At 58.2% G+C, this 21577-nt stretch carries 23 protein-coding genes; 22 read left to right on the forward strand and 1 reads right to left on the reverse strand.

The features are described 5' to 3' along the window. Window positions 1-2 precede the first annotated feature (2 nt). The 22 genes from fabG to cysE all read left to right on the forward strand — a co-directional run bounded on the left by fabG (window position 3) and on the right by cysE (window position 20211). Entirely contained in the window at window positions 3-740 is a 738-nt protein-coding gene (gene fabG / locus PJL69_RS02470) for a 3-oxoacyl-[acyl-carrier-protein] reductase (protein WP_271308239.1), read from the forward strand. 236 nt (window positions 741-976) lie between these two features. Beyond that, window positions 977-1210: an acyl carrier protein gene (locus PJL69_RS02475; protein ID WP_058240599.1), complete on the forward strand. Its 234-nt coding sequence runs from the start codon at window positions 977-979 to the stop codon at window positions 1208-1210. 154 nt (window positions 1211-1364) lie between these two features. Beyond that, the gene (locus PJL69_RS02480; RefSeq protein WP_271308240.1) at window positions 1365-2108 is read left to right on the forward strand and encodes a 1-(5-phosphoribosyl)-5-[(5-phosphoribosylamino)methylideneamino] imidazole-4-carboxamide isomerase; all 744 of its coding nucleotides are present in this window, start codon (window positions 1365-1367) and stop codon (window positions 2106-2108) included. Between the two features lie 227 nt (window positions 2109-2335). After that, on the forward strand, window positions 2336-3595 hold the full coding sequence (gene fabF, locus PJL69_RS02485; protein WP_209095429.1) for a beta-ketoacyl-ACP synthase II: 1260 nt from the start codon (window positions 2336-2338) through the stop codon (window positions 3593-3595). Continuing rightward, on the forward strand, window positions 3595-4746 hold the full coding sequence (gene mltG, locus PJL69_RS02490) for an endolytic transglycosylase MltG (protein WP_271308241.1): 1152 nt from the start codon (window positions 3595-3597) through the stop codon (window positions 4744-4746). Before fabF ends, mltG begins: the two co-directional genes overlap by 1 nt. An 809-nt stretch (window positions 4747-5555) precedes the next feature. Then, window positions 5556-6911, forward strand: a complete 1356-nt coding sequence (locus PJL69_RS02495; RefSeq protein WP_271308964.1) for a DNA-packaging protein — start codon at window positions 5556-5558, stop codon at window positions 6909-6911. A 135-nt stretch (window positions 6912-7046) separates the two neighbouring features. After that, window positions 7047-8246: a phage portal protein gene (locus tag PJL69_RS02500; protein ID WP_271308242.1), complete on the forward strand. Its 1200-nt coding sequence runs from the start codon at window positions 7047-7049 to the stop codon at window positions 8244-8246. After that, the gene (locus PJL69_RS02505; RefSeq protein ID WP_209095432.1) at window positions 8239-8466 is read left to right on the forward strand and encodes a GTA head formation protein, RCAP_rcc01685 family; all 228 of its coding nucleotides are present in this window, start codon (window positions 8239-8241) and stop codon (window positions 8464-8466) included. Before PJL69_RS02500 ends, PJL69_RS02505 begins: the two co-directional genes overlap by 8 nt. A 30-nt stretch (window positions 8467-8496) precedes the next feature. Beyond that, window positions 8497-9048 (forward strand): HK97 family phage prohead protease, encoded by a 552-nt coding sequence (locus tag PJL69_RS02510; RefSeq protein ID WP_271308243.1) that lies wholly within the window; start codon window positions 8497-8499, stop codon window positions 9046-9048. Window positions 9049-9150: 102 nt separating this feature from the next. Beyond that, on the forward strand, window positions 9151-10263 hold the full coding sequence (locus PJL69_RS02515; protein WP_441347456.1) for a phage major capsid protein: 1113 nt from the start codon (window positions 9151-9153) through the stop codon (window positions 10261-10263). Between the two features lie 140 nt (window positions 10264-10403). Further along, the gene (locus tag PJL69_RS02520; RefSeq protein WP_271308245.1) at window positions 10404-11003 is read left to right on the forward strand and encodes a head-tail connector protein; all 600 of its coding nucleotides are present in this window, start codon (window positions 10404-10406) and stop codon (window positions 11001-11003) included. Further along, complete coding sequence (locus PJL69_RS02525) at window positions 11000-11350, forward strand: head-tail adaptor protein (protein ID WP_271308246.1); 351 nt, start codon at window positions 11000-11002, stop codon at window positions 11348-11350. The genes PJL69_RS02520 and PJL69_RS02525 overlap by 4 nt, the downstream gene beginning before the upstream one ends. Then, window positions 11347-11763 carry a DUF3168 domain-containing protein gene (locus PJL69_RS02530; protein ID WP_271308247.1) on the forward strand — a complete coding sequence of 139 codons (417 nt, stop codon included), beginning with the start codon at window positions 11347-11349 and terminating at the stop codon, window positions 11761-11763. Before PJL69_RS02525 ends, PJL69_RS02530 begins: the two co-directional genes overlap by 4 nt. Window positions 11764-11779: 16 nt before the next feature. Beyond that, window positions 11780-12193, forward strand: coding sequence for a phage major tail protein, TP901-1 family (locus PJL69_RS02535; protein WP_271308248.1), 414 nt, complete (start codon window positions 11780-11782; stop codon window positions 12191-12193). A gap of 1 nt (window position 12194) precedes the next feature. Continuing rightward, window positions 12195-12542 carry a gene transfer agent family protein gene (locus tag PJL69_RS02540; RefSeq protein WP_271308249.1) on the forward strand — a complete coding sequence of 116 codons (348 nt, stop codon included), beginning with the start codon at window positions 12195-12197 and terminating at the stop codon, window positions 12540-12542. Next, window positions 12523-12732 (forward strand): rcc01693 family protein, encoded by a 210-nt coding sequence (locus PJL69_RS02545; RefSeq protein ID WP_441347447.1) that lies wholly within the window; start codon window positions 12523-12525, stop codon window positions 12730-12732. Before PJL69_RS02540 ends, PJL69_RS02545 begins: the two co-directional genes overlap by 20 nt. Next, a complete protein-coding gene (locus tag PJL69_RS02550; RefSeq protein WP_271308250.1) occupies window positions 12725-13378 on the forward strand; it encodes a phage tail tape measure protein in 654 nt (217 codons plus the stop codon). The genes PJL69_RS02545 and PJL69_RS02550 overlap by 8 nt, the downstream gene beginning before the upstream one ends. Window positions 13379-13386: 8 nt before the next feature. Beyond that, a complete protein-coding gene (locus PJL69_RS02555) occupies window positions 13387-14019 on the forward strand; it encodes a DUF2460 domain-containing protein (RefSeq protein ID WP_271308251.1) in 633 nt (210 codons plus the stop codon). Then, a complete protein-coding gene (locus tag PJL69_RS02560) occupies window positions 14019-14903 on the forward strand; it encodes a DUF2163 domain-containing protein (RefSeq protein ID WP_271308252.1) in 885 nt (294 codons plus the stop codon). Before PJL69_RS02555 ends, PJL69_RS02560 begins: the two co-directional genes overlap by 1 nt. After that, window positions 14900-15367 (forward strand): NlpC/P60 family protein, encoded by a 468-nt coding sequence (locus PJL69_RS02565; RefSeq protein ID WP_271308253.1) that lies wholly within the window; start codon window positions 14900-14902, stop codon window positions 15365-15367. The genes PJL69_RS02560 and PJL69_RS02565 overlap by 4 nt, the downstream gene beginning before the upstream one ends. Then, the gene (locus PJL69_RS02570; protein WP_271308254.1) at window positions 15355-19281 is read left to right on the forward strand and encodes a baseplate multidomain protein megatron; all 3927 of its coding nucleotides are present in this window, start codon (window positions 15355-15357) and stop codon (window positions 19279-19281) included. The genes PJL69_RS02565 and PJL69_RS02570 overlap by 13 nt, the downstream gene beginning before the upstream one ends. A 111-nt stretch (window positions 19282-19392) precedes the next feature. Next, window positions 19393-20211 carry a serine O-acetyltransferase gene (gene cysE, locus PJL69_RS02575; RefSeq protein WP_209095459.1) on the forward strand — a complete coding sequence of 273 codons (819 nt, stop codon included), beginning with the start codon at window positions 19393-19395 and terminating at the stop codon, window positions 20209-20211. A 69-nt stretch (window positions 20212-20280) separates the two neighbouring features. On the opposite strand, the gene PJL69_RS02580 is transcribed toward cysE, so the two are convergent. After that, window positions 20281-21576 (reverse strand): pyruvate dehydrogenase complex dihydrolipoamide acetyltransferase, encoded by a 1296-nt coding sequence (locus tag PJL69_RS02580; RefSeq protein WP_271308255.1) that lies wholly within the window; start codon window positions 21574-21576, stop codon window positions 20281-20283. Between the last annotated feature and the right edge of the window lies 1 nt (window position 21577).

Consider the following 21577-nt stretch of genomic DNA (forward strand, 5'->3'; position numbering starts at 1 on the left):
GTATGTTTGATCTGACTGGAAAAACCGCTCTGGTGACGGGGGCCTCTGGTGGCATTGGTGGCGCGATTGCCAAAGCGCTGCATGAAGCGGGCGCGACAGTGGGCCTGTCTGGCACCCGTGTGGATCCACTTGAGGCATTGGCGGCTGAGCTGGGAGAACGTGCGCATGTGCTGCCGTGCAACCTGAGTGATGCAGAGGCGGTGGATGCCCTGCCAAAACAGGCGATCGAAGCCATGGGCAGCGTTGATATTCTGGTGAACAATGCCGGTATCACCCGCGACCAGATCTTCATGCGGATGTCGGATGAAGAGTGGCAGAGCGTGATTGATGTGAACCTGACCAGCGCAATGCGGCTGTGCCGTGGCGTGATGCGCCCGATGATGAAAGCGCGTTGGGGCCGGATCATCAACATCAGCTCGATTGTGGGGGCCACTGGCAACCCGGGACAGGCGAACTATGCGGCCTCCAAGGCGGGGCTGGTTGGGCTGACCAAATCCATCGCTTATGAAGTGGCGAGTCGTGGAATCACGGCGAACGCGGTAGCACCGGGTTTCATTGGCACGGCCATGACTGAAAAGCTCAACGATGAGCAGAAAGACAAAATCAACGCGCAGATCCCGGCGGCCCGGATGGGGACATCTGAAGAAATCGCAGCGGCAGTGCTGTATTTGGCAAGCCCGGAAGCAGGTTATGTGACCGGTACCACCTTGCATGTGAACGGTGGCATGGCCATGTTGTGATCGCGCGCGGCCTGTGTTAGCGGGCCGCAGCTGTCGCTGGGGAAAGCGTTTGCGTTGTGAAACGGATGTGCTATAGGCGGCGAGTATTTTCCGGGTGCCACCAAATTTTCGGGGGCGGACGGAGACCTTCCGGGACCACCGGACCAGAACCGTCCCGGTTGGGGCACAAATCAGACCCATCCAAAGTGGTGGGAATTCAAACGGGCCAACATGCCCAACACGAATGAGGAATTGACATGAGCGACGTCGCAGACCGCGTGAAAAAGATCGTTGTAGAGCACCTGGGTGTGGAAGAGGACAAAGTTGTTGAAGCAGCGTCCTTCATCGACGATCTGGGCGCAGACAGCCTCGACACCGTGGAACTGGTGATGGCTTTTGAAGAAGAGTTCGGTATCGAGATCCCGGACGACGCAGCCGAAACCATCCAGACCTTCGGCGACGCGGTCAAATTCATCTCCGAAGCTTCCTAAGCTATCTGAGATAACTATCGTGAAACGGCGCTTCCCCTCAGGGAGGCGCCGTTTTGCTGTCGTGTCTGCAAGTTTGCGCGGCGTTTTTTATGCCTTGCGGTGATCTTTGAGTGTTAAGCTGACTTTATAAAGCTTGCTGGAGGAGATTTCCGCAATGATGATTTATCCCACAATGGAACTTCTGGACGGTCGCTGTGTGACGTTGGACAAGGGCGATCTGGACAGCCCGCAGATCTGGCATGTGGACCCAGTGGAAACAGCCAAAGGGTTTGCCGCATCTGGCGCAGAATGGATGCATTTGACAGATTTCAACGCGGTTCAGGGAAGCGATCAAAACGCCGAGCTGGTTGAAGAGATTATCCGCGGGGCGGGGCTGCCGGTGCAATTGGGCGGTGGTATGCGCTCCCGTGAGCAGGTGGAGCACTGGATCGAGAAAGGCGCGGGGCGGATCGTGCTGGGCACGTTAGCAGCCTATGATCCCAACACGGCGATTGAGCTGGCGCATGCCTATCCGGATCAGATCGTGCTAGCGGTAGATGTCTGGCAGGGGCAGGTGATGACCGAAGGCTGGCGCAAGGCGGGGGCCTTTGATCCGATTGCCTATGTGAATGCCTTCTCAGAGGCGCCGTTTGCCGGCATCGTTGTGACCGATATTGACAGCGACATGAGCGACGTTGAGGCGCAGCTTAGTCTGATCTCCGGGATCGCAGAACAAAGCCGCTGGCCGGTGACCGCAAGCGGCGTGGTGCGTGGGGGCGACGATATTGCGCGTCTGAAATATGATCCGAACATTCAAGGGGTTCTGATTGGGCGCGCGTTGTTCCGCAAGTCGCTGACTGTGCAAGAGGCCCTGGACGTGGCCAAGCCGGAACCAGAGGCCGTGGCGGAGTTCCTGTAACTTCTGGCTCTGTCTTTGAGCACTTTGCGTTTTCACGGATTGCGCTGCCCGACCGCTTCCTTCCTTCTCTCTGTGGTCTCAAGAGCAGTGTAATTCGGCCCCTTGCGGCCGGCGCAAAGTGCCTAATGACGCGATATCAGCAAAAGCCAGCGCACGCGCTCTTGCACGCCAAGGGCAATCCAAGCTATTTGGATGGGCAAATTGCCAAAGGCTAGGAGAGCAATATAATGCGTCGAGTAGTAGTCACCGGTCTCGGTTTGGTCACTCCGTTGGCTTCCGGGGTGGAAGAAAGCTGGACCCGTATTCTGGACGGACAGTCTGGTGCAGGCACCATCACCCGTTTTGATCCTGAGCGTGTGACCACCAAATACGCTTGCGAAGTGCCTTATGGCGACGGCAGCGATGGCACCTTCAATCCCGATGATTGGATGGCCCCAAAAGAGCGCCGTAAAGTGGATGACTTCATCCTTTATGGCCTTGCTGCGTCACAAATGGCGGTTGAGGATTCCGGCTGGAAACCAGAAGACACGGAATCGCTTGAGCGGACAGGTGTTATGATCGGCTCCGGCATCGGTGGTTTGCAGTCGATTGAGCAGACCACGCTGCTGCTGAACGAAAAGGGCCCACGTCGTGTGTCGCCGTTCTTCATTCCCGGCGCATTGATCAACCTGATCTCTGGTCAGGTCAGCATCCAGTACGGATTTAAAGGCCCCAACCACGCGGTTGTGACTGCCTGCTCTACTGGCGCACATGCGATTGGTGATGCGGCGCGTCTGATTGCTTCTGACGACGCAGATGTGATGGTTGCAGGTGGCGCGGAAGCGGCGATCTGTGAGATTGGCATTGCGGGCTTTAACGCCTGTAAGGCGCTGTCCACCAAATACACTGACGATCCCAAGAAAGCGTCGCGCCCTTATGACGCAGACCGTGATGGGTTCGTTATGGGCGAAGGTGCTGGCATCGTGGTGCTGGAAGAATATGAGCACGCCAAAGCGCGCGGTGCGAAGATTTATGCCGAAGTGCTGGGCTACGGCCTGTCTGGTGACGCATACCACATCACCGCACCATCGGAGACAGGTGAAGGCGGTGAACGCTCCATGCGTGCGGCGCTGAAAAAAGCCGGACTTGAACCGAAAGACCTAGACTACATCAACGCACATGGCACCTCCACTATGGCCGACACCATCGAACTCGGCGCGGTTGAGCGCTTGATGGGCGAGCATGCGAGCAAAGTGACCATGTCTTCGACCAAGTCGATGACGGGCCACTTGCTGGGGGCTGCAGGTGCGATTGAGGCGATCTTCTCGATCCTTGCGATCCGCGATCAGGTGGCTCCGCCCACCATCAACTTGGACACGCAGGCCGTAGAAACCCCGGTTGACCTTGCGCCAAATGCAAAACGTGAGCGTGAGATCAATGTTGCGCTGTCCAACAGCTTTGGCTTTGGTGGCACGAACGCATCGGTGATCTTCGGAAAGGTTGACTAATGTGGCGAGCCGTCGCGTCTAACGCGCTGACGTTGCTGATTGTGGCGCTGTTCCTTTTGGGCGGCGTCATTCTCTTTGGACAGTCGACATATCGTGCGGAGGGCCCGCTTTCGGAGCCTGTGTGTCTGCGCGTGCAGAGTGGCTCAAATATGAGCCGTGTTTCTCAAGATCTCGAAAACCGTGGTGCGATTGCAAATGGCATGCTGTTTCGCATCGGTGCCGATTATGCCGACAAGGCGGATCAGCTGAAAGCTGGTGCTTTCCTTGTGCCTGCAGGCGCGTCGATGGAAGAGATTGTCGATATCGTGACCCGTGGCGGCGCGAGCACCTGCGGCACCGAAGTGGTGTATCGTGTGGGTGTGACCCGCAAACTCGTGCAAGTGCGTGAGCTGGATCCGGCGACAGGCAGCTTTGTGGAAGTTGCGTCTTTCAACCCGGCAGAAGAGGAAGCCCCTGCCGCCTTTGACCGTGTGCGGGCGGAAGCAGACACGCGCTATCGCATTGCCGTGGCCGAAGGTGTGACCAGTTGGCAGGTGATGGATTCGCTCAAAAACATCGACTTGCTGACCGGTGAAATCGCGCGCCCTGAAGAAGGTAGCCTTGCGCCAGACAGCTATGAGGTCCGTGTGGGCGACACCCGCGAAAGCGTGATCACGCGGATGCAGAACGCGCAGGAAGTGCTTTTGGCGGCTGCGTGGGAAAGCCGTGCGGATGATGTGCCGCTCAACAGCGCGGAGGAGCTTTTGATCCTTGCGTCGATCATTGAGAAGGAAACCGGGGTTGCTGAAGAGCGCCGTCAGGTGGCCAGCGTGTTTGCCAACCGTCTGGATCGGGGCATGCGTTTGCAGACAGACCCGACGGTGATCTATGGCGTGACCGAAGGCGTTGGCGTGCTTGGGCGTGGATTGCGCCAGAGCGAGTTGCGCGCAGCGACGCCGTGGAACACCTACGTGATCGAAGGCCTGCCACCGACGCCGATTGCCAATCCGGGGCGTGCGAGTCTTGAGGCTGCGGCCAATCCTGATGAGACGCCGTATATCTTCTTTGTGGCGGATGGCACTGGGGGGCATGCGTTTGCCACAACTCTGGCGGAGCACAATCAGAACGTCGCCAGATGGCGGCAGATTGAAGCAGAACGCGCCAATCAGTGATGTGATGAAACAGAAACGCGGCTCCAATCGGGGCCGCGTTTTTCTTTGGCAGATAGAGACATTTGTCTGTCAGTCGAGATTTGTGATCTCAATCGCTGGCGGGTGTTGGAATGTGGTGCTGGCGGCGTCGGTTGCAGGGCCCTGCTGGACTGTGCCCAGGAGCCATAGTGCTGAGAAGGGCAACAGCCAAGCAGCGTGTCGCAGTGCTTTGCGTTTCCTCAATTGGCTCATGCGATCCGCCCCAACTACAGCGCTCCAGTTTTCATACCTTTGCTCCAGAGCGTATCAGGGGATCCTGGCGGGAATGTGGTGTCTTGTCAGTGCACTGGAAACAGAGTGTTTCTGGGGGATGTGTCGCGCGCAACACATCGCGTTCGCCTCGTTAAATTATTGTAAATATTAAATAATTTGACTGATTTCATGACGTGAATTAGCGTTTTGTGGTGCTGGAGTACCGATGATTGGCCCAATGCGCGTAGCTGACTTGGGTGATCTGGATGACACATGCGGAGGGGATCACTGCGCATAGAGGTAACGAGCATAGATGACACAACATTTTTCGCCAGCGGATGAGCGCGCGCTGGACCCAGAGCTGCGTGTATTGAAGCGAACTTTGTTTGACTTAAACCAAGACCTGCTGCGGCTTCATGCGGCTTTGCGGGCGGAGGATTTGGGCAAACTTCGCGATACAGCAGCGCTCTTTGGGCATTTGCGCCAGTGCATTCGACTGGCCCTTTTGATGGAGACCGACCTTGAAGAACGCGATGCAAGAACGGGCCATGCAGCCCGAAGCAACCCCCTCGATCTCGATGCGGCACGAACTGCGATCCGGTGCCGCTTGGATCGCCTCCGAACCTGCCGAGGTGCAGGCGGCGTTTCTGGACAGTTTGAGTGAGGGGGAGCTTCTGGCGCTCCCTTTTTTGTTTGATTTCTGGGCGTTGCCACATCAGTTGCCGCCGGAGAGCGACTGGAAGACCTGGGTGATCCTTGGCGGACGCGGCGCGGGGAAGACCCGCGCCGGTGCGGAGTGGGTGCGCAGCATGGTGGAAGGGGCGCAGCCGCAGGATTTGGGGCAGGCACGGCGGGTGGCGCTGGTGGGGGAAACCATCGACCAAGTGCGCGAGGTGATGATTTTTGGCGAGAGCGGATTGATCGCTTGTGCGCCGCCTGATCGTCGCCCCGTGTGGGAGGCCGGGCGTCGCAGGTTGGTGTGGCCCAATGGCGCGATTGCGCAGGCGTTTTCTGCCCATGACCCAGAAAGTTTGCGGGGGCCGCAGTTTGATGCGGCTTGGGTGGATGAGTTGGCCAAATGGCGCAATGGGCAGGAAACATGGGATATGCTGCAGTTTGCATTGCGCTTGGGGGACAATCCGCAACAGGTGGTGACAACCACACCGCGCAATGTTGGTGTGTTGAAGACACTTCTGAAAGCTGACAGCACAGTGCAGACCTCTGCGCCTACCGAGGCCAATCGGGCCTATCTGGCGGAGAGCTTTCTGCGAGAGGTGGAAGCGCGCTATGCCGGCACACGACTTGGGCGGCAGGAGTTGGCAGGAGAGCTGCTTGAGGACACAGACGGTGCCTTGTGGACACATAGCCAGATGGATGGGCTTCGGTGCGAGGCGTTGCCTGAAATGGATCGCATTGTGGTGGCGGTGGATCCGCCTGTGAGCGGTCATGCTGGCTCTGATGAATGTGGCATCATCGTGGTTGGCGCGCAGACCAAAGGGCAAGTGCAGGATTGGCGTGCCTGGGTGCTGGATGATGTCAGTGTGCGGGCGGCAAGCCCCGATGCCTGGGCGCGGGTGGCGTTGACAGCGATGGAGAGTTGGGGCGCAGATCGTCTGGTGGCAGAGGTCAATCAGGGCGGTGATCTGGTGCAGTCGGTTATCAATCAGATTGATCCGCTTGTGCCGTATAAAGCGGTGCGCGCCAGCCGGGGGAAAGTCGCACGGGCGGAGCCTGTGGCGGCGCTCTATGAGCAGGGGCGCGTGATGCATATGGCCGGGCTTGAGGCGCTGGAGGACCAGATGTGTGAAATGACCACACAGGGGTTCGTAGGCCAGGGCAGCCCGGATCGCGTGGACGCGCTGGTCTGGGCGTTGCATGAACTGATCATCGCACCCTCTGCGCATTGGCGGCGGCCGCGCCTGCGTGAGTTGTGACATACGCAACATCCACCGTGCGGTCGAGAAGTCTCAAGTTAAGACAAATTTTAGATACCTAGAGTTGTCCAAAGCGTCTGGAGCGCTGCGGGCAAAGATAGTTGCAAAAGCCTTGATGAGTGGGAGCTGCAGACAATGCTAGGAAAGATCTTTCAGCGTGATACAGAGCAGGGCGCAGGCGTCGCTGCGGCGCCAAAGACAAAGGCGAGCGCAACGGGGAAGGTCGTGGCCTGGCACAGCGCTGGTCGCATTGCCTGGAGTCCTCGGGACACGGTGTCGCTGACCCGCACGGGGTTTGCGGGCAACCCGGTTGGGTTTCGCTGTGTGCGCATGATTGCAGAGGCGGCGGCGGCTTTGCCGTTGGTGCTGCAGGACAAAGATCAAAGATTTGAAACACATCCGGTCCTTGCGCTGTTGGCACACCCCAATGGCGGACAGGGTCATGCGGAGCTGTTTGAAGCGCTTTATGGGCAGCTGTTGTTGTCTGGGAACAGCTATCTTGAAGCTGTCAGCAGCGCGGCGGGTTTGCCGATGGAGGTGCATGTGCTGCGCTCTGATCGGATGAGTGTGGTCCCGGGCAGCGATGGCTGGCCGGTTGGGTATGAATATGCGGTGGGGGCGCGCAAACACCGCTTTGCCGTGGGGGAGCTTTCCCCGATTTGTCATATCAAGATGTTTCACCCGCAAGATGACCACTACGGGTTGTCGCCAATGCAAGCCGCAGCCACGGCTTTGGATGTCCATAACAGCGCGTCGCGCTGGTCCAAAGCTTTGCTTGATAACGCGGCGCGGCCTTCTGGTGCAATCGTTTATCAGGGCCACGACGGGCAGAGCAGTTTGAGCAATGATCAATATGATCGACTGGTCAGCGAGATGGAAAGCCATCATCAAGGCGCGCGCAATGCGGGGCGTCCCATGCTGCTAGAGGGCGGGCTGGATTGGAAACCTATGGGGTTTTCGCCAAGTGATATGGAGTTCCAGAAAACAAAAGAGGCGGCAGCGCGTGAAATAGCGCTGGCCTTTGGGGTGCCTCCGATGCTGCTGGGTATTCCCGGGGACGCGACCTATGCAAATTATCAGGAAGCCAATCGGGCGTTTTACCGTTTGACGGTGCTGCCCTTGGCCAGCCGGGTTGCGGCGGCTGTGGGCAGTTGGCTGGCGCAGCATTTTAGCGAAGCGGTGCAACTCAAGCTGGATTTGGATCAGGTCCCGGCACTTGCCCCTGAAAGGGAGGCTCATTGGGCACGCATCGCTGGTGCGGATTTCTTAAGCGATAAGGAGAAACGCGCGATGCTTGGTTTGCCGGCGCGTGACGATGGGAGTGCAGATGCGTGAGCCGCGCTATGGGTTTGAGCACTTTGAGTGCGCGCCTGGGCTGAGATTAGAGGCGCATGAACGGGTGGCGAAGTTGCAGTTTGATAGTTTGAACCGCCGATTGGACAAGATTGAGCAACTTATCGAGAGGCTGGAGCGGCGGTTGTGGCTGACGGTTTATGGCGTGGTCGGTGTGATCCTGTCGCAGGCCATCCAGTCGTTGATGAATGTGTCGCCATGAGGCGGGTTCGGAGGCGTGAGAGGGAAGCAGATGCAGCAAGAGACGGAACTTGAAACCAAATTCGTGCAGGTCGGGCAGGGGCTGACGGTAGAGGAGGGCAATGTGATTGCCGGATACGCCAGTCTCTTTGGTGCATCTGATCAGGGAGGCGATGTGGTGCAGCGCGGTGCCTATGCAAAGTCATTGAAGGCGCTTCTGGACAGCGGACGGCAGGTCAAGATGCTGTGGCAGCATGATCCGCGCATGCCCATCGGTATCTGGGATGAGGTGTGCGAAGACAGTAAAGGGCTTTGGGTTAAAGGGCGTCTGCTTGAAAGTGTGGCCAAAGGGCGCGAGGCGGCGGCTTTGATCGCAGCAGGTGCCATTGACGGATTGTCCATCGGCTATCGCACGCAGAAGGCAACGACAGGATCCAAGGGGCACAGGCTTTTGCAAGAGCTCGAACTTTGGGAAGTGTCGCTGGTGACATTTCCGATGCTGCCGTCTGCACGATTGACGACCAAAGATGAGGGCACCACCTGTGCTTTACGCGCGATGGTGGCGGCCTTTGAAGAAGCCAGCCGGGTGATCGCTGTGCGCTAGAGCGCGCGGAACAACAGAAGTGAGAACAGAGCGATGAGCAAAACCGAGAGTGAGTCTCGGGTCGGAGAAGATGTGCCTTCGATCCAGGGTGTGACCAAAGTCATGAAGGAATTTGTGTTTAACTTCAGAGAGTTCACGTCCGAAATTCATGCAGATCTGAAACAGCAGAAAGAGCGATTGACCATGTTAGAGCGCAAATCCATTTCCGCGGCGCGGCCGCATCTGGCAGCAGCAACCGATTTTGACGCCCCTCACCAGAAGGCCTTCGATGCCTATCTGCGAACAGGCGACGATGATGGATTGCGCGGGCTGGAGCTTGAGGGCAAGGCGATGTCAGCAAGTGTGAACAGCGATGGCGGATACCTGGTGGATCCGCAGACGGCAGAAACCATTCAATCGGTGCTCAATAGCACAGCGAGCATTCGCGCGATTGCCAATGTGGTGACTGTGGAAGCAGGCTCCTATGATGTGCTGATTGACAGTTCTGATGTGGGTGCAGGCTGGGCGGATGAGACCAGTGCCACTGCTGAGACCGGCACGCCAAATATCGAACGTATTGCCATTCCGCTGCATGAGTTGTCTGCTTTGCCCAAAGCATCACAGCGGTTGTTGGATGACAGCGCCTTTGACATCGAAGGATGGCTGGCTGCGCGGATTGCCGACAAGTTCACACGCGCAGAGGCTGCGGCCTTTATCACAGGGGATGGCGTGGACAAGCCCACGGGCATTTTGACCCATCCTGCGGTTGCAAATGCCAGTTGGAGCTGGGGCAATATTGGCTATGTTGCGAGCGGGTCAGACGGCGCTTTCAATGGCCCGGACGCGCTTGTAGAGCTGGTGTATGCGCTGGGGGCGCAGTATCGCGCCAATGGCAACTTCGTGATGAATTCGAAAACCGCAGGTGCTGTGCGTAAGCTGAAGGACGCGGACGGGCGTTTCCTGTGGTCAGATGGTTTGGCGGCGGGCGAGCCAGCGCGTCTGCTGGGGTATCCGGTGTTGATTGCCGAAGATATGCCCGACATTGCGAGCGGCGCAGATGCAATTGCATTTGGCGATTTCGCAGCGGGCTACACCGTGGCGGAGCGGCCTGATCTGCGGGTGTTGCGCGACCCCTTTAGCGCCAAACCGCATGTGCTGTTTTACGCCACCAAACGCATTGGCGGAGATGTGAGTGATTTCGCTGCCATTAAGCTGCTGCGGTTCGCAAGCGCGTAATTTGTGGGTGGGATCGAGGAAGATCCTCTGATCCCCGGGCGCGCGTCGGACTGCATCACGTTGTCTGGCTGACCCCCTCCGTTGCAACAACGTGAGGACGCGCGCCTTTCTTGCGGAAAGCGAAATTTTGGAGTTTTTCCATGATGTTAATCGAAGAAGCTACGGTGCCAGTTTCGGCGTTGCCGGTGAGCGCTTTCAAAGACCACCTGCGGCTTGGGAGTGGTTTCACTGAGGACAGTCTGCAGGATGATGTTCTGGAGAGCTTTCTGCAGGCCGCGATCAGCGCAGTTGAGGCCCGCACGGGAAAGGCGTTGTTTCGGCGTAGCTTCAGCTGGACGGTATATGGATGGCGTGATGGGGTGGCGCAGGGGTTGCCGGTTGCACCAGTAAGCGACATTTCTGAGGTCACGCTGACCGACACGCAAGGTGCGGCTGTGACGGTGGCTTCAAGCGCCTATCAGTTGGTGCAAGATATGCATCGCCCTTGCGTGCGCGGCGCAGCTGGTGGGCTGCCAAACATTCCAACCAACGGCAGCGTCACCTTGCGCTTTGAGGCGGGATTTGGTGCGACGTGGGAGGAGATTCCCGCAGATTTGCGTCAGGCAGTGCTGCTTTTGGCGGCGCATTACTATGAGTTTCGACAAGAAACCACGTTGAGCGAAGGCTGCATGCCCTTTGGGGTGACGAGCCTTCTTGAGCGCTATCGCGCGGTGCGTCTTGGACTGGGGGCAGATCAATGAGTCCTGTTGTCAAAGCAGTGACCTTATCGCGCAAACTGGTGCTCGAACGTCCGCTCGCTGCGCCAGATGGGGCAGGTGGATTTGCACGTAACTGGGAAACGCTGGGAACGGTCTGGGCCGAGGTGCAGCCACGCGGCGGGCGGGCTCGAGATGGCGGTGAGATGTCGCTCAGTAGTGCGCGTTACAAGATCACTCTGCGTGCGACGCCGGTCGGATCAGAGCAGCGCCCGACCCCTGAGTGCCGTTTTCGAGATGGCGACAGGATTTTCACCATTGAGGCGGTGACAGAGGCGGATGGGGTGGGCCGATATCTGGTTTGCCATGCCACTGAGGAGGTGGCGCAATGAGTTATGCAGCGGGAGCGGCCCTTCAGGAGGCGGTGTACCAGGCGCTGGTGGCTGACACTGAGCTGAATGCGCAGGTGGACGGTGCGATTTACGATGCCATGCCTGCAGGGCAGGTGCCCGCGCTTTTTGTTTCACTGGGCGCTGAAACAGTGCGGGACAGATCAGACAGTGATGGCGGGGGCGCTGAGCATCGGTTTGTTGTTTCGGTGATTTGTGAAGCCACAGGGTTTGCCCGCGCAAAATCTGCGGCGGTTGCGGCGAGCGATGTGTTGGTGGGCAATGGGCTCCCCTTGGCGCGCGGGCGGGTGGTGTTTCTGGTTTTTGACCGCGCCACGGCCCGGCGCGACACACAGAAAAACTTGCGCCGGATCGATTTGCGTTTTCGCGCGCGGATCGAAGACGATCAGAGCTAGGTTTGGGAGAGAGATGATGGGTGCACAGAGCGGCAAAGATCTGTTGATCAAAGTGGATCTGACCGGGGGCGGTCAGTTTGAAAGCGTGGCGGGGCTGCGTGCGACGCGGATCAGTTTTAACGCGGAAAGCGTGGATGTGACCTCGCTGGAAAGTCAGGGCGGCTGGCGGGAGTTGCTGGCAGGGGCTGGGGTGAAATCGGCGGCGTTGAGCGGCTCTGGCGTGTTTAAAGACGCAGACACGGATGAGCGTGCGCGCCAGATTTTCTTTGATGGGGAAACCCCGGATTTTCAAGTTGTGATCCCGGATTTTGGCATTGTGGAAGGTGCGTTTCAGATCACTGCCATTGAGTATGCCGGCACGCATGACGGTGAGGCGACTTATGAAATCTCGATGGCCAGCGCCGGCGCGCTGAGTTTTGCGGCAGCGTGATATGGCCAATCCTTATGCCGGCGAGGTGTCGCTGACGCTGGATGGGCGACGCCATGTGCTCAAACTGACGCTGGGAGCGCTGGCAGAGCTTGAGGCGCAGCTTGGCGATGACACGCTGATCGCGCTGATCACACGTTTTGAGAGCGGGAAATTTGCCAGTCGTGATGTGTTGGCCCTTGTCGTCGCTGGGTTGCGTGGCGGGGGATGGTCCGGTGATGCGCGGGATTTGATGCAAGTGGAGATTGCGGGTGGGCCGCTGGAGGCGGCCCGCGTGGCGGCACAGCTGTTGATTGGCGCCTTTGGAGCCCCGGAGGACGAAGGAACGCGTGGTGAAAAACGCACGGTTTGATTGGCCTGCTTTGATGCGTGCCGGGATTGGAGGTCTGAAGTTGAAACCGGCAGAATTCTGGGCGCTGACACCAGCGGAACTGGCGCTCTTGCTAGGTGCGGGACCCGCGCAGAGTACTCTCAGTCGGGCAGGCCTGAATGCGTTGCTGCGCAGCTATCCAGACAAGAACGCGGAGGCAGAAGATGGATGATTTTGACAGTTTTGACGGTCAGATAGAAGCGCTTGAGGGCAGTCTTGGCGACGCGGCGGCGATGGTCGCTGGCTTTGATGGTGCATTGCGACGGATGCAGCAGTCTTTGAACGCAACGGGCCAGGATGCTGCGGCGCTGGAAAAGAGCATGAACCGGGGCCTGCGTCGGGCGTTTGATGGTCTGGTTTTTGATGGGGCCAAATTGTCGGATGTTATGAGCAATTTGGCGCAGAACATGGTGAATGCGGCGTATCGCAGTGCGGTGCGCCCGGTTCAGGATCAACTGGGCGAGGTTCTCGCGGGGGGCGTGGGAAACCTTCTGGGGGGACTCTTGCCGTTTGCAGATGGTGCTGGCTTCACGCAGGGCCGGGTGATGCCCTTTGCCAATGGGGGCGTGGTCAGTGGACCTGTGAGCTTTCCGATGCGCGGGGGGCGTGGGTTGATGGGGGAAGCAGGGCCAGAGGCAATCCTGCCGCTTTCACGTGGGCCTGATGGCAAGCTGGGGGTGCGCAGCGCGCAGCAAGCCGGCCCGGTGCAGGTGGTGATGAATATTTCAACCCCGGATGCCGAGAGTTTTCAGCGCTCCAGAGGGCAGATTGCAACGCAAATGAGCCGCGCTTTGGCGCGAGCGCAGCGCAACAGATAGGGGGCGGCATGAGTTTTCACGAGGTGCAATTTCCAACCACACTGAGCTTTGGCTCGGTTGGCGGTCCGCAGCGACGCACAGAGGTGGTGACGCTTGTGAATGGGTTTGAAGAACGCAACACCCCCTGGGCGCATTCACGACGCAGCTATGATGCAGGGTTGGCGATGCGCTCGGTAGACGATTTGGGTGTTTTGATCGCGTTTTTTGAGGCGCGGCAGGGACAGCTCAATGGGTTTCGCTGGAAGGATTGGGCTGACTATAAGTCTTGCCCAGTGTCGCAGCAGGTTGGGTTTGAGGATCAGGTGATCGGGTTGGGAGATGGAACCACCACCACGTTTCAGCTTCAGAAAACGTATGAGTCGGGCGCGCAGCAATATGTACGGCCGATCCACAAACCTTTGGGCGGGACGGTTCAGATCGGCATGGATGGCGTGTTGCAAGCGCTTGGGCCGGATTTCACGGTCGACAGTGCAACTGGGATCGTGCGCTTTGAAGGCGCGCCTGCTGATGGCGCTACGATCACCGCTGGTTTTGAGTTTGATGTGCCCGTGCGGTTTGACACGGACCAAATTCAGACAAGCGTTGCCAGCTTCAAGGCGGGAGATGTGCCCAATGTACCGATTGTAGAGGTGCGGGTCTGATGGCGTTTCAGCAGGAGCTATTGGCGCATCTACAGAGCGGTGCCACAACGGTCGCGCGGGCATGGGGGATTGTGCGCAAAGATGGTGTGCGTCTGGGCTTTACGGACCACGATAGGGATCTGAAATTTGAAGGATTTGAGTTTCGTGCCTCAACTGGTTTGACGGCCAGTGCGCTTGAGCAGGGCACGGGGCTTGCGGTGGACAATAGCGAGGCTGTTGGCGTGCTAAGTGACGCGTCAGTGCGATCAGTAGACATCGCGGCAGGACGCCTTGATGGTGCCGAGGTGGTCTGCTGGCTGGTCAACTGGGCACAGACCTCTGAGCGCAGCGTTCTGTTTCGTGGCGCGCTTGGAGAGCTGCGGCAGGCTGGCGGCGCTTTTGTGGCGGAGTTGCGCGGATTGTCTGAGCGGCTGAATATGCCGCGTGGGCGGGTCTATCAGCGGGCGTGCTCCGCTGTTTTGGGGGATATGCGCTGTGGCATTGATGTGCGCGATCCGGCCTTTTCCGCGGAGGTTGCGTTGGTCTCTCAAGCGGATCGACGGGTGTTTCGCTTTGATGAGTTAGGGAATTTTGCGTCGGGGTGGTTCACCCATGGGCAATTGCGTGTGTTGAGCGGAGAAAGCCTCGGGCTGACCGGTTTGATAAAGCGCGACGTTTCTGAGCCAAACAGCCGGGTGATCGAGTTGTGGGAGGCCCTGCCGCTTGATGTTCTGGCAGGAGAGCAGCTGCGCCTGATTGCGGGCTGCGACAAGCGATTTTCGACCTGTGGCGCAAAATTTGACAATCGTCTGAATTTTCAGGGCTTTCCTGACATTCCCGGAGAAGATTGGATCACCAGCTATCCCACCAAGACTGGCAACAACCGTGGGGGGAGCTTGCGATGAACACAGCAGATGGAGCCCAGGTCGTGGCCATTGCGCGGCGTTGGATTGGCACACCTTATCGCCATCAGGCGAGTGCCTTAGGTGCAGGCGCGGATTGTCTTGGCCTGATACGAGGTGTGTGGCGCACGCTCTATGGGCAGGAGGCCGCTTTGGTGCCGCCTTATACGCGTGATTGGTCTGAGGCGCGCGGTCAAGAGGTGCTTTGGCAAGCTGCCGCGCGCTATTTGATACCCAAATCGCTGTCGGAGGAAGCTGCAGGAGATGTGCTGTTGTTTCGGATGAAATCAGGCGCTGTGGCCAAACATTTGGGCATCGTGGCGCGTTTGGGCGACATGGCCAGCGTAATCCATGCATACGGCGGCCATGCGGTTGTCGAAAACGCGCTGAGCTTACCCTGGCGGCGGCGCATTGTGGGGCGATTTGCTTTCCCGGCGCCTGAGGAGGGCAACACATGGCAACTGTGATTTTGGCCGCTGCGGGCGCAGCGATTGGGGGCTCTATCGGTGGCACTGTTGCGGCAGGGATCACAACAGCGGCAGTGGGCCGCTTTGCAGGCGCAACGGTTGGCAAGCTGATCGATCAAAGTTTACTTGGGGGCGGTGCTGATGTTGTTGAAACCGGCAAAGTTGAGCGCTTTCGTCTCACAGGATCTGCTGAAGGGGCCGCGCAGGCGCGGGTCTTTGGACGGGTGCGCCTGCCGGGTCAAGTGATCTGGGCGACGCGGTTTCTGGAAACGGTCACAGAAACCGAAGGGGGCGGAGGTAAGGGGCGGCCAAGCCAGCCAAAGACCGTGAGCTACAGTTATTCCGTGTCTTTGGCGATTGCGCTTTGTGAAGGGGAAATCGCGCGGGTTGGGCGTGTCTGGGCGGATGGCATTGAAATCTCGCCCAATGATCTGACATTGCGTGTGCACTATGGCACGGGAGATCAATTGCCGGATCCTAAAATTGAAGCTGTCGAAGGCAGCGGGGCTGTGCCTGCTTTTCGTGGCACTGCCTATGTGGTGATTGAAGATCTAGAGCTCGCGCCTTTCGGCAACCGCGTGCCTCAGTTCAGTTTTGAAGTTGTGCGCCCAACGCCGAAATCGGTTCCAAGTCATGTGTCCGATTATGCAGAAACTGTGCGGGCTGTGGCCCTGATGCCGGGCACGGGGGAGTATGCTTTGGCTGAGACGCCGGTTTACCTGCAACGGGACGGCGGGGAAACGCGCGCAGCCAATGAGAATACGCCGTCAGGCAAGGCTGACCTTGTGACATCCATTGATGCGCTCACCGAAGAGCTGCCCAAGTGCAGAGCGACGTCGCTGATTGTGAGTTGGTTTGGCGATGATCTGCGGGTGGGGCACTGTACGCTGCGCCCCAAAGTGGAGCAGAGCGATGTGGATGGGGACGCGATGCCTTGGCGGGTCGCAGGCGTGAGCCGCAGTGTAGCGCAGGAGGTTGCAAAGCTTGATGGGCGGCCTGTCTATGGAGGCACACCATCAGACGCGTCGGTGATCCAAGCGATCCGCCATTTGCAGGGCGCTGGGCAGGAGGTGATGTTCTACCCCTTTATCCTGATGGAACAGCTGTCGGGCAATGGGCGCGCGGATCCTTGGAGTGATGACCCGGATCAGCCTGTTCTGCCGTGGCGGGGGCGGATCACTCTGTCCAAGGCGCCAGGGCAGACAGGCTCGCCGGATGGAACCGCGCCAGCGGAGGGAGAGGTTGCCGCGTTCTTTGGAACCGCACGCGCGGCGGACTTTCAGGTTTCCACAGAGGGCGTGAGCTACGCTGGTCCTGATGAATGGTCCTACCGGCGGTTCATTTTGCACAACGCTGCGCTGTGCGCCGCTGCTGGTGGTGTTGATGCGTTCTGTATTGGTTCGGAAATGCGGAGCCTTACGCAGATCAGAGGAGCCGCCGGATTTCCAGCAGTGGCCCAGTTGATCGCGCTGGCTGCAGAGGTGCGTGCCTTGCTTGGTCCGTCGGTGAAGATTGGCTATGCCGCCGATTGGTCAGAGTACTTTGGGTATCAGCCACAGGATGGCAGTGGGGATGTTTATTTCCATCTTGATCCGCTTTGGGCGGATGATGAGATCGATTTTATTGGGATCGATAACTACATGCCGCTGTCTGACTGGCGCGATGACGTTGACCATATCGACGGAGCAATTCGGGATGCGGTACACAACATTGAATACCTAAAGACCCAAGTGGCTGGAGGGGAAGGCTATGACTGGTACTATCCGTCACAAGAGGCGCGGGATGCGCAGGCTCGCAGCCCCATAGAAGATGGCGCCTACGGTGAACCCTGGGTGTTTCGCTACAAAGATATCAAAAACTGGTGGTCCAATCCCCATCATGACCGTGTTGCTGGCATGCGACAAACGTCTCCGACGGATTGGATCCCAGGATCAAAGCCCATCTGGTTTACGGAAATAGGCTGTGCCGCGATTGATCGGGGCACCAATCAGCCCAATAAGTTCCTGGATGAGAAATCTTCGGAGTCTGCGCTTCCATATTATTCGCGTGGCATTCGGGATGACTTGATGCAGCAATCTTACTTGCAGGCCTTGCACGAGTATTGGAATGTTGAGGCGCATAACCCGGTGTCAGACATTTATAATGCGCCAATGCTGGATACGGCACGCATGTTTGCCTGGGCATGGGATGCGCGTCCGTTTCCTGCGTTTCCCAATGAGCGCGACTTGTGGACCGATGGGGGAAACTACGCCAAGGGGCATTGGCTGAATGGGCGCGCTACCAATCGCACGCTTGCAGCAGTTGTTGAGGAGATTTGCCTGGCCTCCGGTGTCGCGCATTATGATGTTTCTGGTCTTTACGGGGTTGTGCGCGGATATGTGCAAGCTGATGTGGCTGATGGCCGTGCGGCATTGCAGCCTTTGATGTTGCGCCACGGGTTTGATGCGTTTGAGCGCGATGGGGTTCTGCATTTTGCGATGCGGGGCTTGCGAGATGACAATGCGCTCACAGAAGACAAACTAGCGCTTTCAAGCGATATAGATGGGGACTGGGAGCTTAGTCGTACTGCGGATGCAGAGTTGGCAGGACGTGTGCGGCTGAACTTCACATTGGCTGAGCGGGATTTCGATGCGGCCACTGAGGAAGCGATCCTGCATGATGAGGCAAGCTTTGCTGTCTCTCAAAGTGAAGTGCCAGAAGTGATCACACGTGGTGAGGGACGCCAGACAGCAGAGCGTTGGTTGGCAGAAGCGCGCGTGGCACGGGATCGTGTGAAGCTGGCTTTGCCGCCCAGCCGAATGGATCTGGGCGCCGGGGACGTGGTTACCCTCGCTCAGACAGATATCGCGCGACAGAGTTTCCGACTGGATCGGGTGACGCTGCAGGACGCGCAGGTGCTTGAAGGGGCCAGGGTTGAACGCGCGATCTATGCAGTGTCAGACGCTGAGAGTGATCCGCCGCGCGGAAATGGGTTTCTGCCGCCTGTGCCTGTGCGTACTTTGTTTCTTGATGTGCCACTGATGACAGGTGATGAAGTTCCGCATGCGCCTCATATCGCCTGTACGGCCAATCCATGGCCGGGGCGCGTGGCTGTCTATGCAAGCGATACAGAGGATGGCTATGCCTTAGATCAACTGCTGGAAAGTCCGGCAACAATCGGGACTACGCGGTCTCCGCTTTTGGCAGCCTCAGCTGGTCGCTTGGACAAAGGCGCTGGGCTTGATGTGCAGTTGATCCACGGCGCCTTACAGAGCGTGTCTGGCCTTGGGCTTCTGAATGGTGGCAATCTCGCCTTTGTCGGGGATGGGGCGTCAGACAATTGGGAAGCGATCCAGTTTCAGCACGCCGAGCTGATAGGCCCGAACCGCTTTCGGCTTTCGGGACGGTTGCGAGGCCAGTTGGGCACCGAAGGCAATATCCAAACCGAATGGCCAGAAGGCAGTTACGTTGTGTTTGTGTCTGAGGCCATCGCGCAACTCAATTTGCCGCGCAGATATCGGGGTGCGTTGCGGAACTATCGGGTGGGACCGGCGCAGCGTGCGCTCTTTGATGCGACATACCGGCGGTACACAGAGGCGTTTGATGGCGTTGGGTTGCGTCCCTATGCGCCTGTGCATCTTCGTATAACACAAGCCGCAAATGGCGCGCTCGCTGTGCGATGGATCAGACGCACGCGGATTGATGGGGACAATTGGGACGGTCTTGAGGTGCCGCTGGGGGAAGAAACAGAGGCGTATCTGCTGCGTGTCTATGCTGGCGATGCGCTCATCCGCGAAGAACAGGTGTCTGCTCCGGCATGGACATATGCGCAAGAGATGCAGAGCGCAGATGGCTTTGGGGCTGAGGGCCGTATCGAAGTGGCGCAGATCTCTGCTGTGTTTGGTCCGGGGCGTTGGGCATCAATTTCTGTTTAATCGCCTGAAATGGGGTGTTCCATTCACGGTGGTTTTATGCGCAATCACACCTTTGAATTTGGCGCTGGGCAACTACCTAGTGTAAACTGGCGGGAACAGAAAGGTGTGACCATGGCTGAGATGCAACCCAAAGTGACCGAGCTAGATCCGGTTTGGCAGCAGATCACGCGTGAAGCCCAAGAGGCGGTGCGTGAGGAACCCCTGATGGGGGGATTGGTGCACGCCTGTGTGTTGCACCATCAGACGATAGAACGCGCACTGAGCTATCGTTTTGCGGCAAAGCTGTCGTCTAATGAGATGTCGATGGTGATTTTGCGAGAGATTGCCGATGAAGCTTTTGCTGCGGATCCGTCATTGTCTGCCGCAGCGCGCGCCGATCTTATGGCGATCTACGAGCGAGATCCGGCCTGCCACCGCTTATTGCAGCCAATCCTTTACTTCAAAGGCTACCAGGCTGTCCAAGCCTACCGTATCGGGCATTGGCTGTGGAAGCAGGGGCGCTTTGATCTGTCCTATTTCATTCAGATGCGCACCAGCGAAATCTTTGGTATCGATATTCACCCTGCCGCCAAGATCGGCAAAGGCATCATGATTGACCACGCCCATTCCATCGTGATCGGCGAAACCGCGGTTGTGGGCGACAATGTGTCGATGCTGCATTCGGTGACACTCGGCGGCACCGGCAAAGAGGAAGAAGACCGTCACCCCAAGATTGGGGACGGTGTTCTTATCGGCGCTGGAGCAAAGGTTCTGGGCAATATTCGTATTGGCCATTGTAGCCGTATTGCCGCTGGCTCAGTGGTGCTGCAAGAGGTGCCGCCCTGTAAGACCGTGGCCGGCGTGCCTGCGAAAGTTGTTGGTGAAGCTGGGTGTGACCAGCCCGCTGTGAGCATGGATCAGGTTTTGTCAGGCGCTGGCAAGGCAAAGTAAATGCCTGATCAGATTTATGAAAAACGGCCTGGAACCCAATAAGTTCCAGGCCGTTTTTCGCTCGTTATCTTAGGCCAGCATGGTCATTGGGTTCTCAAGGTTGTCAACAATCGCCTGCAGCAGTTGCGCCCCTAAAGCGCCATCAATCACGCGGTGGTCGACAGACAGGGTGACTGACATCACGGTGGCCACACTGATCTGACCATCTTCGTCAACAACCGGTTTCTTTGTACCAGCACCAACGGCGAGGATTGCGCCATGCGGGGGGTTGATCACCGCGTCAAAATTGTCGATGCCAAACATGCCCAGGTTGGAAATTGCAAAACTCCCGCCCTGATACTCATGTGGGGCCAGTTTTCGGTCTCGGGCACGGGCGGCGAGGTCTTTCATCTCCGCTGATAGGGCGGACAATGACTTCATCTCCGCGTCTTTGAGCACCGGGGTGAACAGGCCACCTTCGATGGCGACCGCAACGGCCACATCGGAGGGTTTGAGTTTCAAAATCCGGTCGCTCGCCCATACGGCATTGGCATCCGGCACTTCTTGCAGGGCCAAAGCGCAGGCTTTGATGATGAAATCATTGACCGAGAGCTTCGCGCCGCGTTTTTCCAACTGTTTGTTGAGTTGGCTGCGGAAGGCCAAAAGCGCATCCAGTTTGATGTCACGCCGCAGATAGAAATGCGGAATCGACTGTTTGGCCTCTGTCAGGCGGGCGGCGATGGTTTTGCGCATGCCATCAAGGGCGACTTCTTCAAAATCGCGGTCTGCATACATGCGCAGGACGGTATCCGCTTCGGGGCCGCTAGCCAGTGGAGCGGCTTTTGCAGCTGGCGTCGGTGTTGCAGGTGCTTTGGCTGCGGCGGGTGCGGCGCTTGCGCCTTCTACATCAGCTTTCACGATCCGACCGCGCGGGCCGGAGCCTGTGAGTGTGGCCAAATCAATGCCTTTGTCAGCCGCTATTCTGCGTGCCAGAGGGGAGGCAAAAATGCGATTGCCATCGGAGCTGACAGTAGCGGAAGGCGCAGGGGCGCTGGCAGCGGGCGCTTTCGGGGCCTCGGGTTCCTCTGTCGGCGCTGCAGCTGGCGCAGCGGCAGGTGTAGCGCCAATATCTTCCGCGCTTTCGCCATCTTCGAGCAAAATGGCGATGACCGCGTTGACCTGGACCCCTTCAGAGCCTTCCGGGACCAGAATTTTGCCGACAATCCCGTCTTCGACGGCTTCAAACTCCATCGTGGCCTTGTCGGTCTCGATTTCCGCCAGCAAATCACCAGAGGAGACTTCATCGCCTTCTTTGACCAGCCATTTGGCCAAGGTGCCTTCTTCCATTGTAGGGGAAAGCGCGGGCATGAGGATTTCTATGGGCATT

The sequence above is a fragment of the Shimia sp. MMG029 genome (assembly GCF_027947445.1).
Taxonomy (GTDB): domain Bacteria; phylum Pseudomonadota; class Alphaproteobacteria; order Rhodobacterales; family Rhodobacteraceae; genus Shimia.

What these genes read in the sequence shown, in the direction of transcription:
- fabG (WP_271308239.1), top strand. Translation starts at nt 3, where the DNA reads ATGTTTGATCTGACTGGAAAAACCGCTCTGGTGACGGGGGCCTCTGGT.
- PJL69_RS02475 (WP_058240599.1), top strand. Translation starts at nt 977, where the DNA reads ATGAGCGACGTCGCAGACCGCGTGAAAAAGATCGTTGTAGAGCACCTG.
- PJL69_RS02480 (WP_271308240.1), top strand. Translation starts at nt 1,365, where the DNA reads ATGATGATTTATCCCACAATGGAACTTCTGGACGGTCGCTGTGTGACG.
- fabF (WP_209095429.1), top strand. Translation starts at nt 2,336, where the DNA reads ATGCGTCGAGTAGTAGTCACCGGTCTCGGTTTGGTCACTCCGTTGGCT.
- mltG (WP_271308241.1), top strand. Translation starts at nt 3,595, where the DNA reads ATGTGGCGAGCCGTCGCGTCTAACGCGCTGACGTTGCTGATTGTGGCG.
- PJL69_RS02495 (WP_271308964.1), top strand. Translation starts at nt 5,556, where the DNA reads ATGCGGCACGAACTGCGATCCGGTGCCGCTTGGATCGCCTCCGAACCT.
- PJL69_RS02500 (WP_271308242.1), top strand. Translation starts at nt 7,047, where the DNA reads ATGCTAGGAAAGATCTTTCAGCGTGATACAGAGCAGGGCGCAGGCGTC.
- PJL69_RS02505 (WP_209095432.1), top strand. Translation starts at nt 8,239, where the DNA reads ATGCGTGAGCCGCGCTATGGGTTTGAGCACTTTGAGTGCGCGCCTGGG.
- PJL69_RS02510 (WP_271308243.1), top strand. Translation starts at nt 8,497, where the DNA reads ATGCAGCAAGAGACGGAACTTGAAACCAAATTCGTGCAGGTCGGGCAG.
- PJL69_RS02515 (WP_441347456.1), top strand. Translation starts at nt 9,151, where the DNA reads ATGAAGGAATTTGTGTTTAACTTCAGAGAGTTCACGTCCGAAATTCAT.
- PJL69_RS02520 (WP_271308245.1), top strand. Translation starts at nt 10,404, where the DNA reads ATGATGTTAATCGAAGAAGCTACGGTGCCAGTTTCGGCGTTGCCGGTG.
- PJL69_RS02525 (WP_271308246.1), top strand. Translation starts at nt 11,000, where the DNA reads ATGAGTCCTGTTGTCAAAGCAGTGACCTTATCGCGCAAACTGGTGCTC.
- PJL69_RS02530 (WP_271308247.1), top strand. Translation starts at nt 11,347, where the DNA reads ATGAGTTATGCAGCGGGAGCGGCCCTTCAGGAGGCGGTGTACCAGGCG.
- PJL69_RS02535 (WP_271308248.1), top strand. Translation starts at nt 11,780, where the DNA reads ATGGGTGCACAGAGCGGCAAAGATCTGTTGATCAAAGTGGATCTGACC.
- PJL69_RS02540 (WP_271308249.1), top strand. Translation starts at nt 12,195, where the DNA reads ATGGCCAATCCTTATGCCGGCGAGGTGTCGCTGACGCTGGATGGGCGA.
- PJL69_RS02550 (WP_271308250.1), top strand. Translation starts at nt 12,725, where the DNA reads ATGGATGATTTTGACAGTTTTGACGGTCAGATAGAAGCGCTTGAGGGC.
- PJL69_RS02555 (WP_271308251.1), top strand. Translation starts at nt 13,387, where the DNA reads ATGAGTTTTCACGAGGTGCAATTTCCAACCACACTGAGCTTTGGCTCG.
- PJL69_RS02560 (WP_271308252.1), top strand. Translation starts at nt 14,019, where the DNA reads ATGGCGTTTCAGCAGGAGCTATTGGCGCATCTACAGAGCGGTGCCACA.
- PJL69_RS02565 (WP_271308253.1), top strand. Translation starts at nt 14,900, where the DNA reads ATGAACACAGCAGATGGAGCCCAGGTCGTGGCCATTGCGCGGCGTTGG.
- PJL69_RS02570 (WP_271308254.1), top strand. Translation starts at nt 15,355, where the DNA reads ATGGCAACTGTGATTTTGGCCGCTGCGGGCGCAGCGATTGGGGGCTCT.
- cysE (WP_209095459.1), top strand. Translation starts at nt 19,393, where the DNA reads ATGGCTGAGATGCAACCCAAAGTGACCGAGCTAGATCCGGTTTGGCAG.
- PJL69_RS02580 (WP_271308255.1), bottom strand. Translation starts at nt 21,576, where the DNA reads ATGCCCATAGAAATCCTCATGCCCGCGCTTTCCCCTACAATGGAAGAA.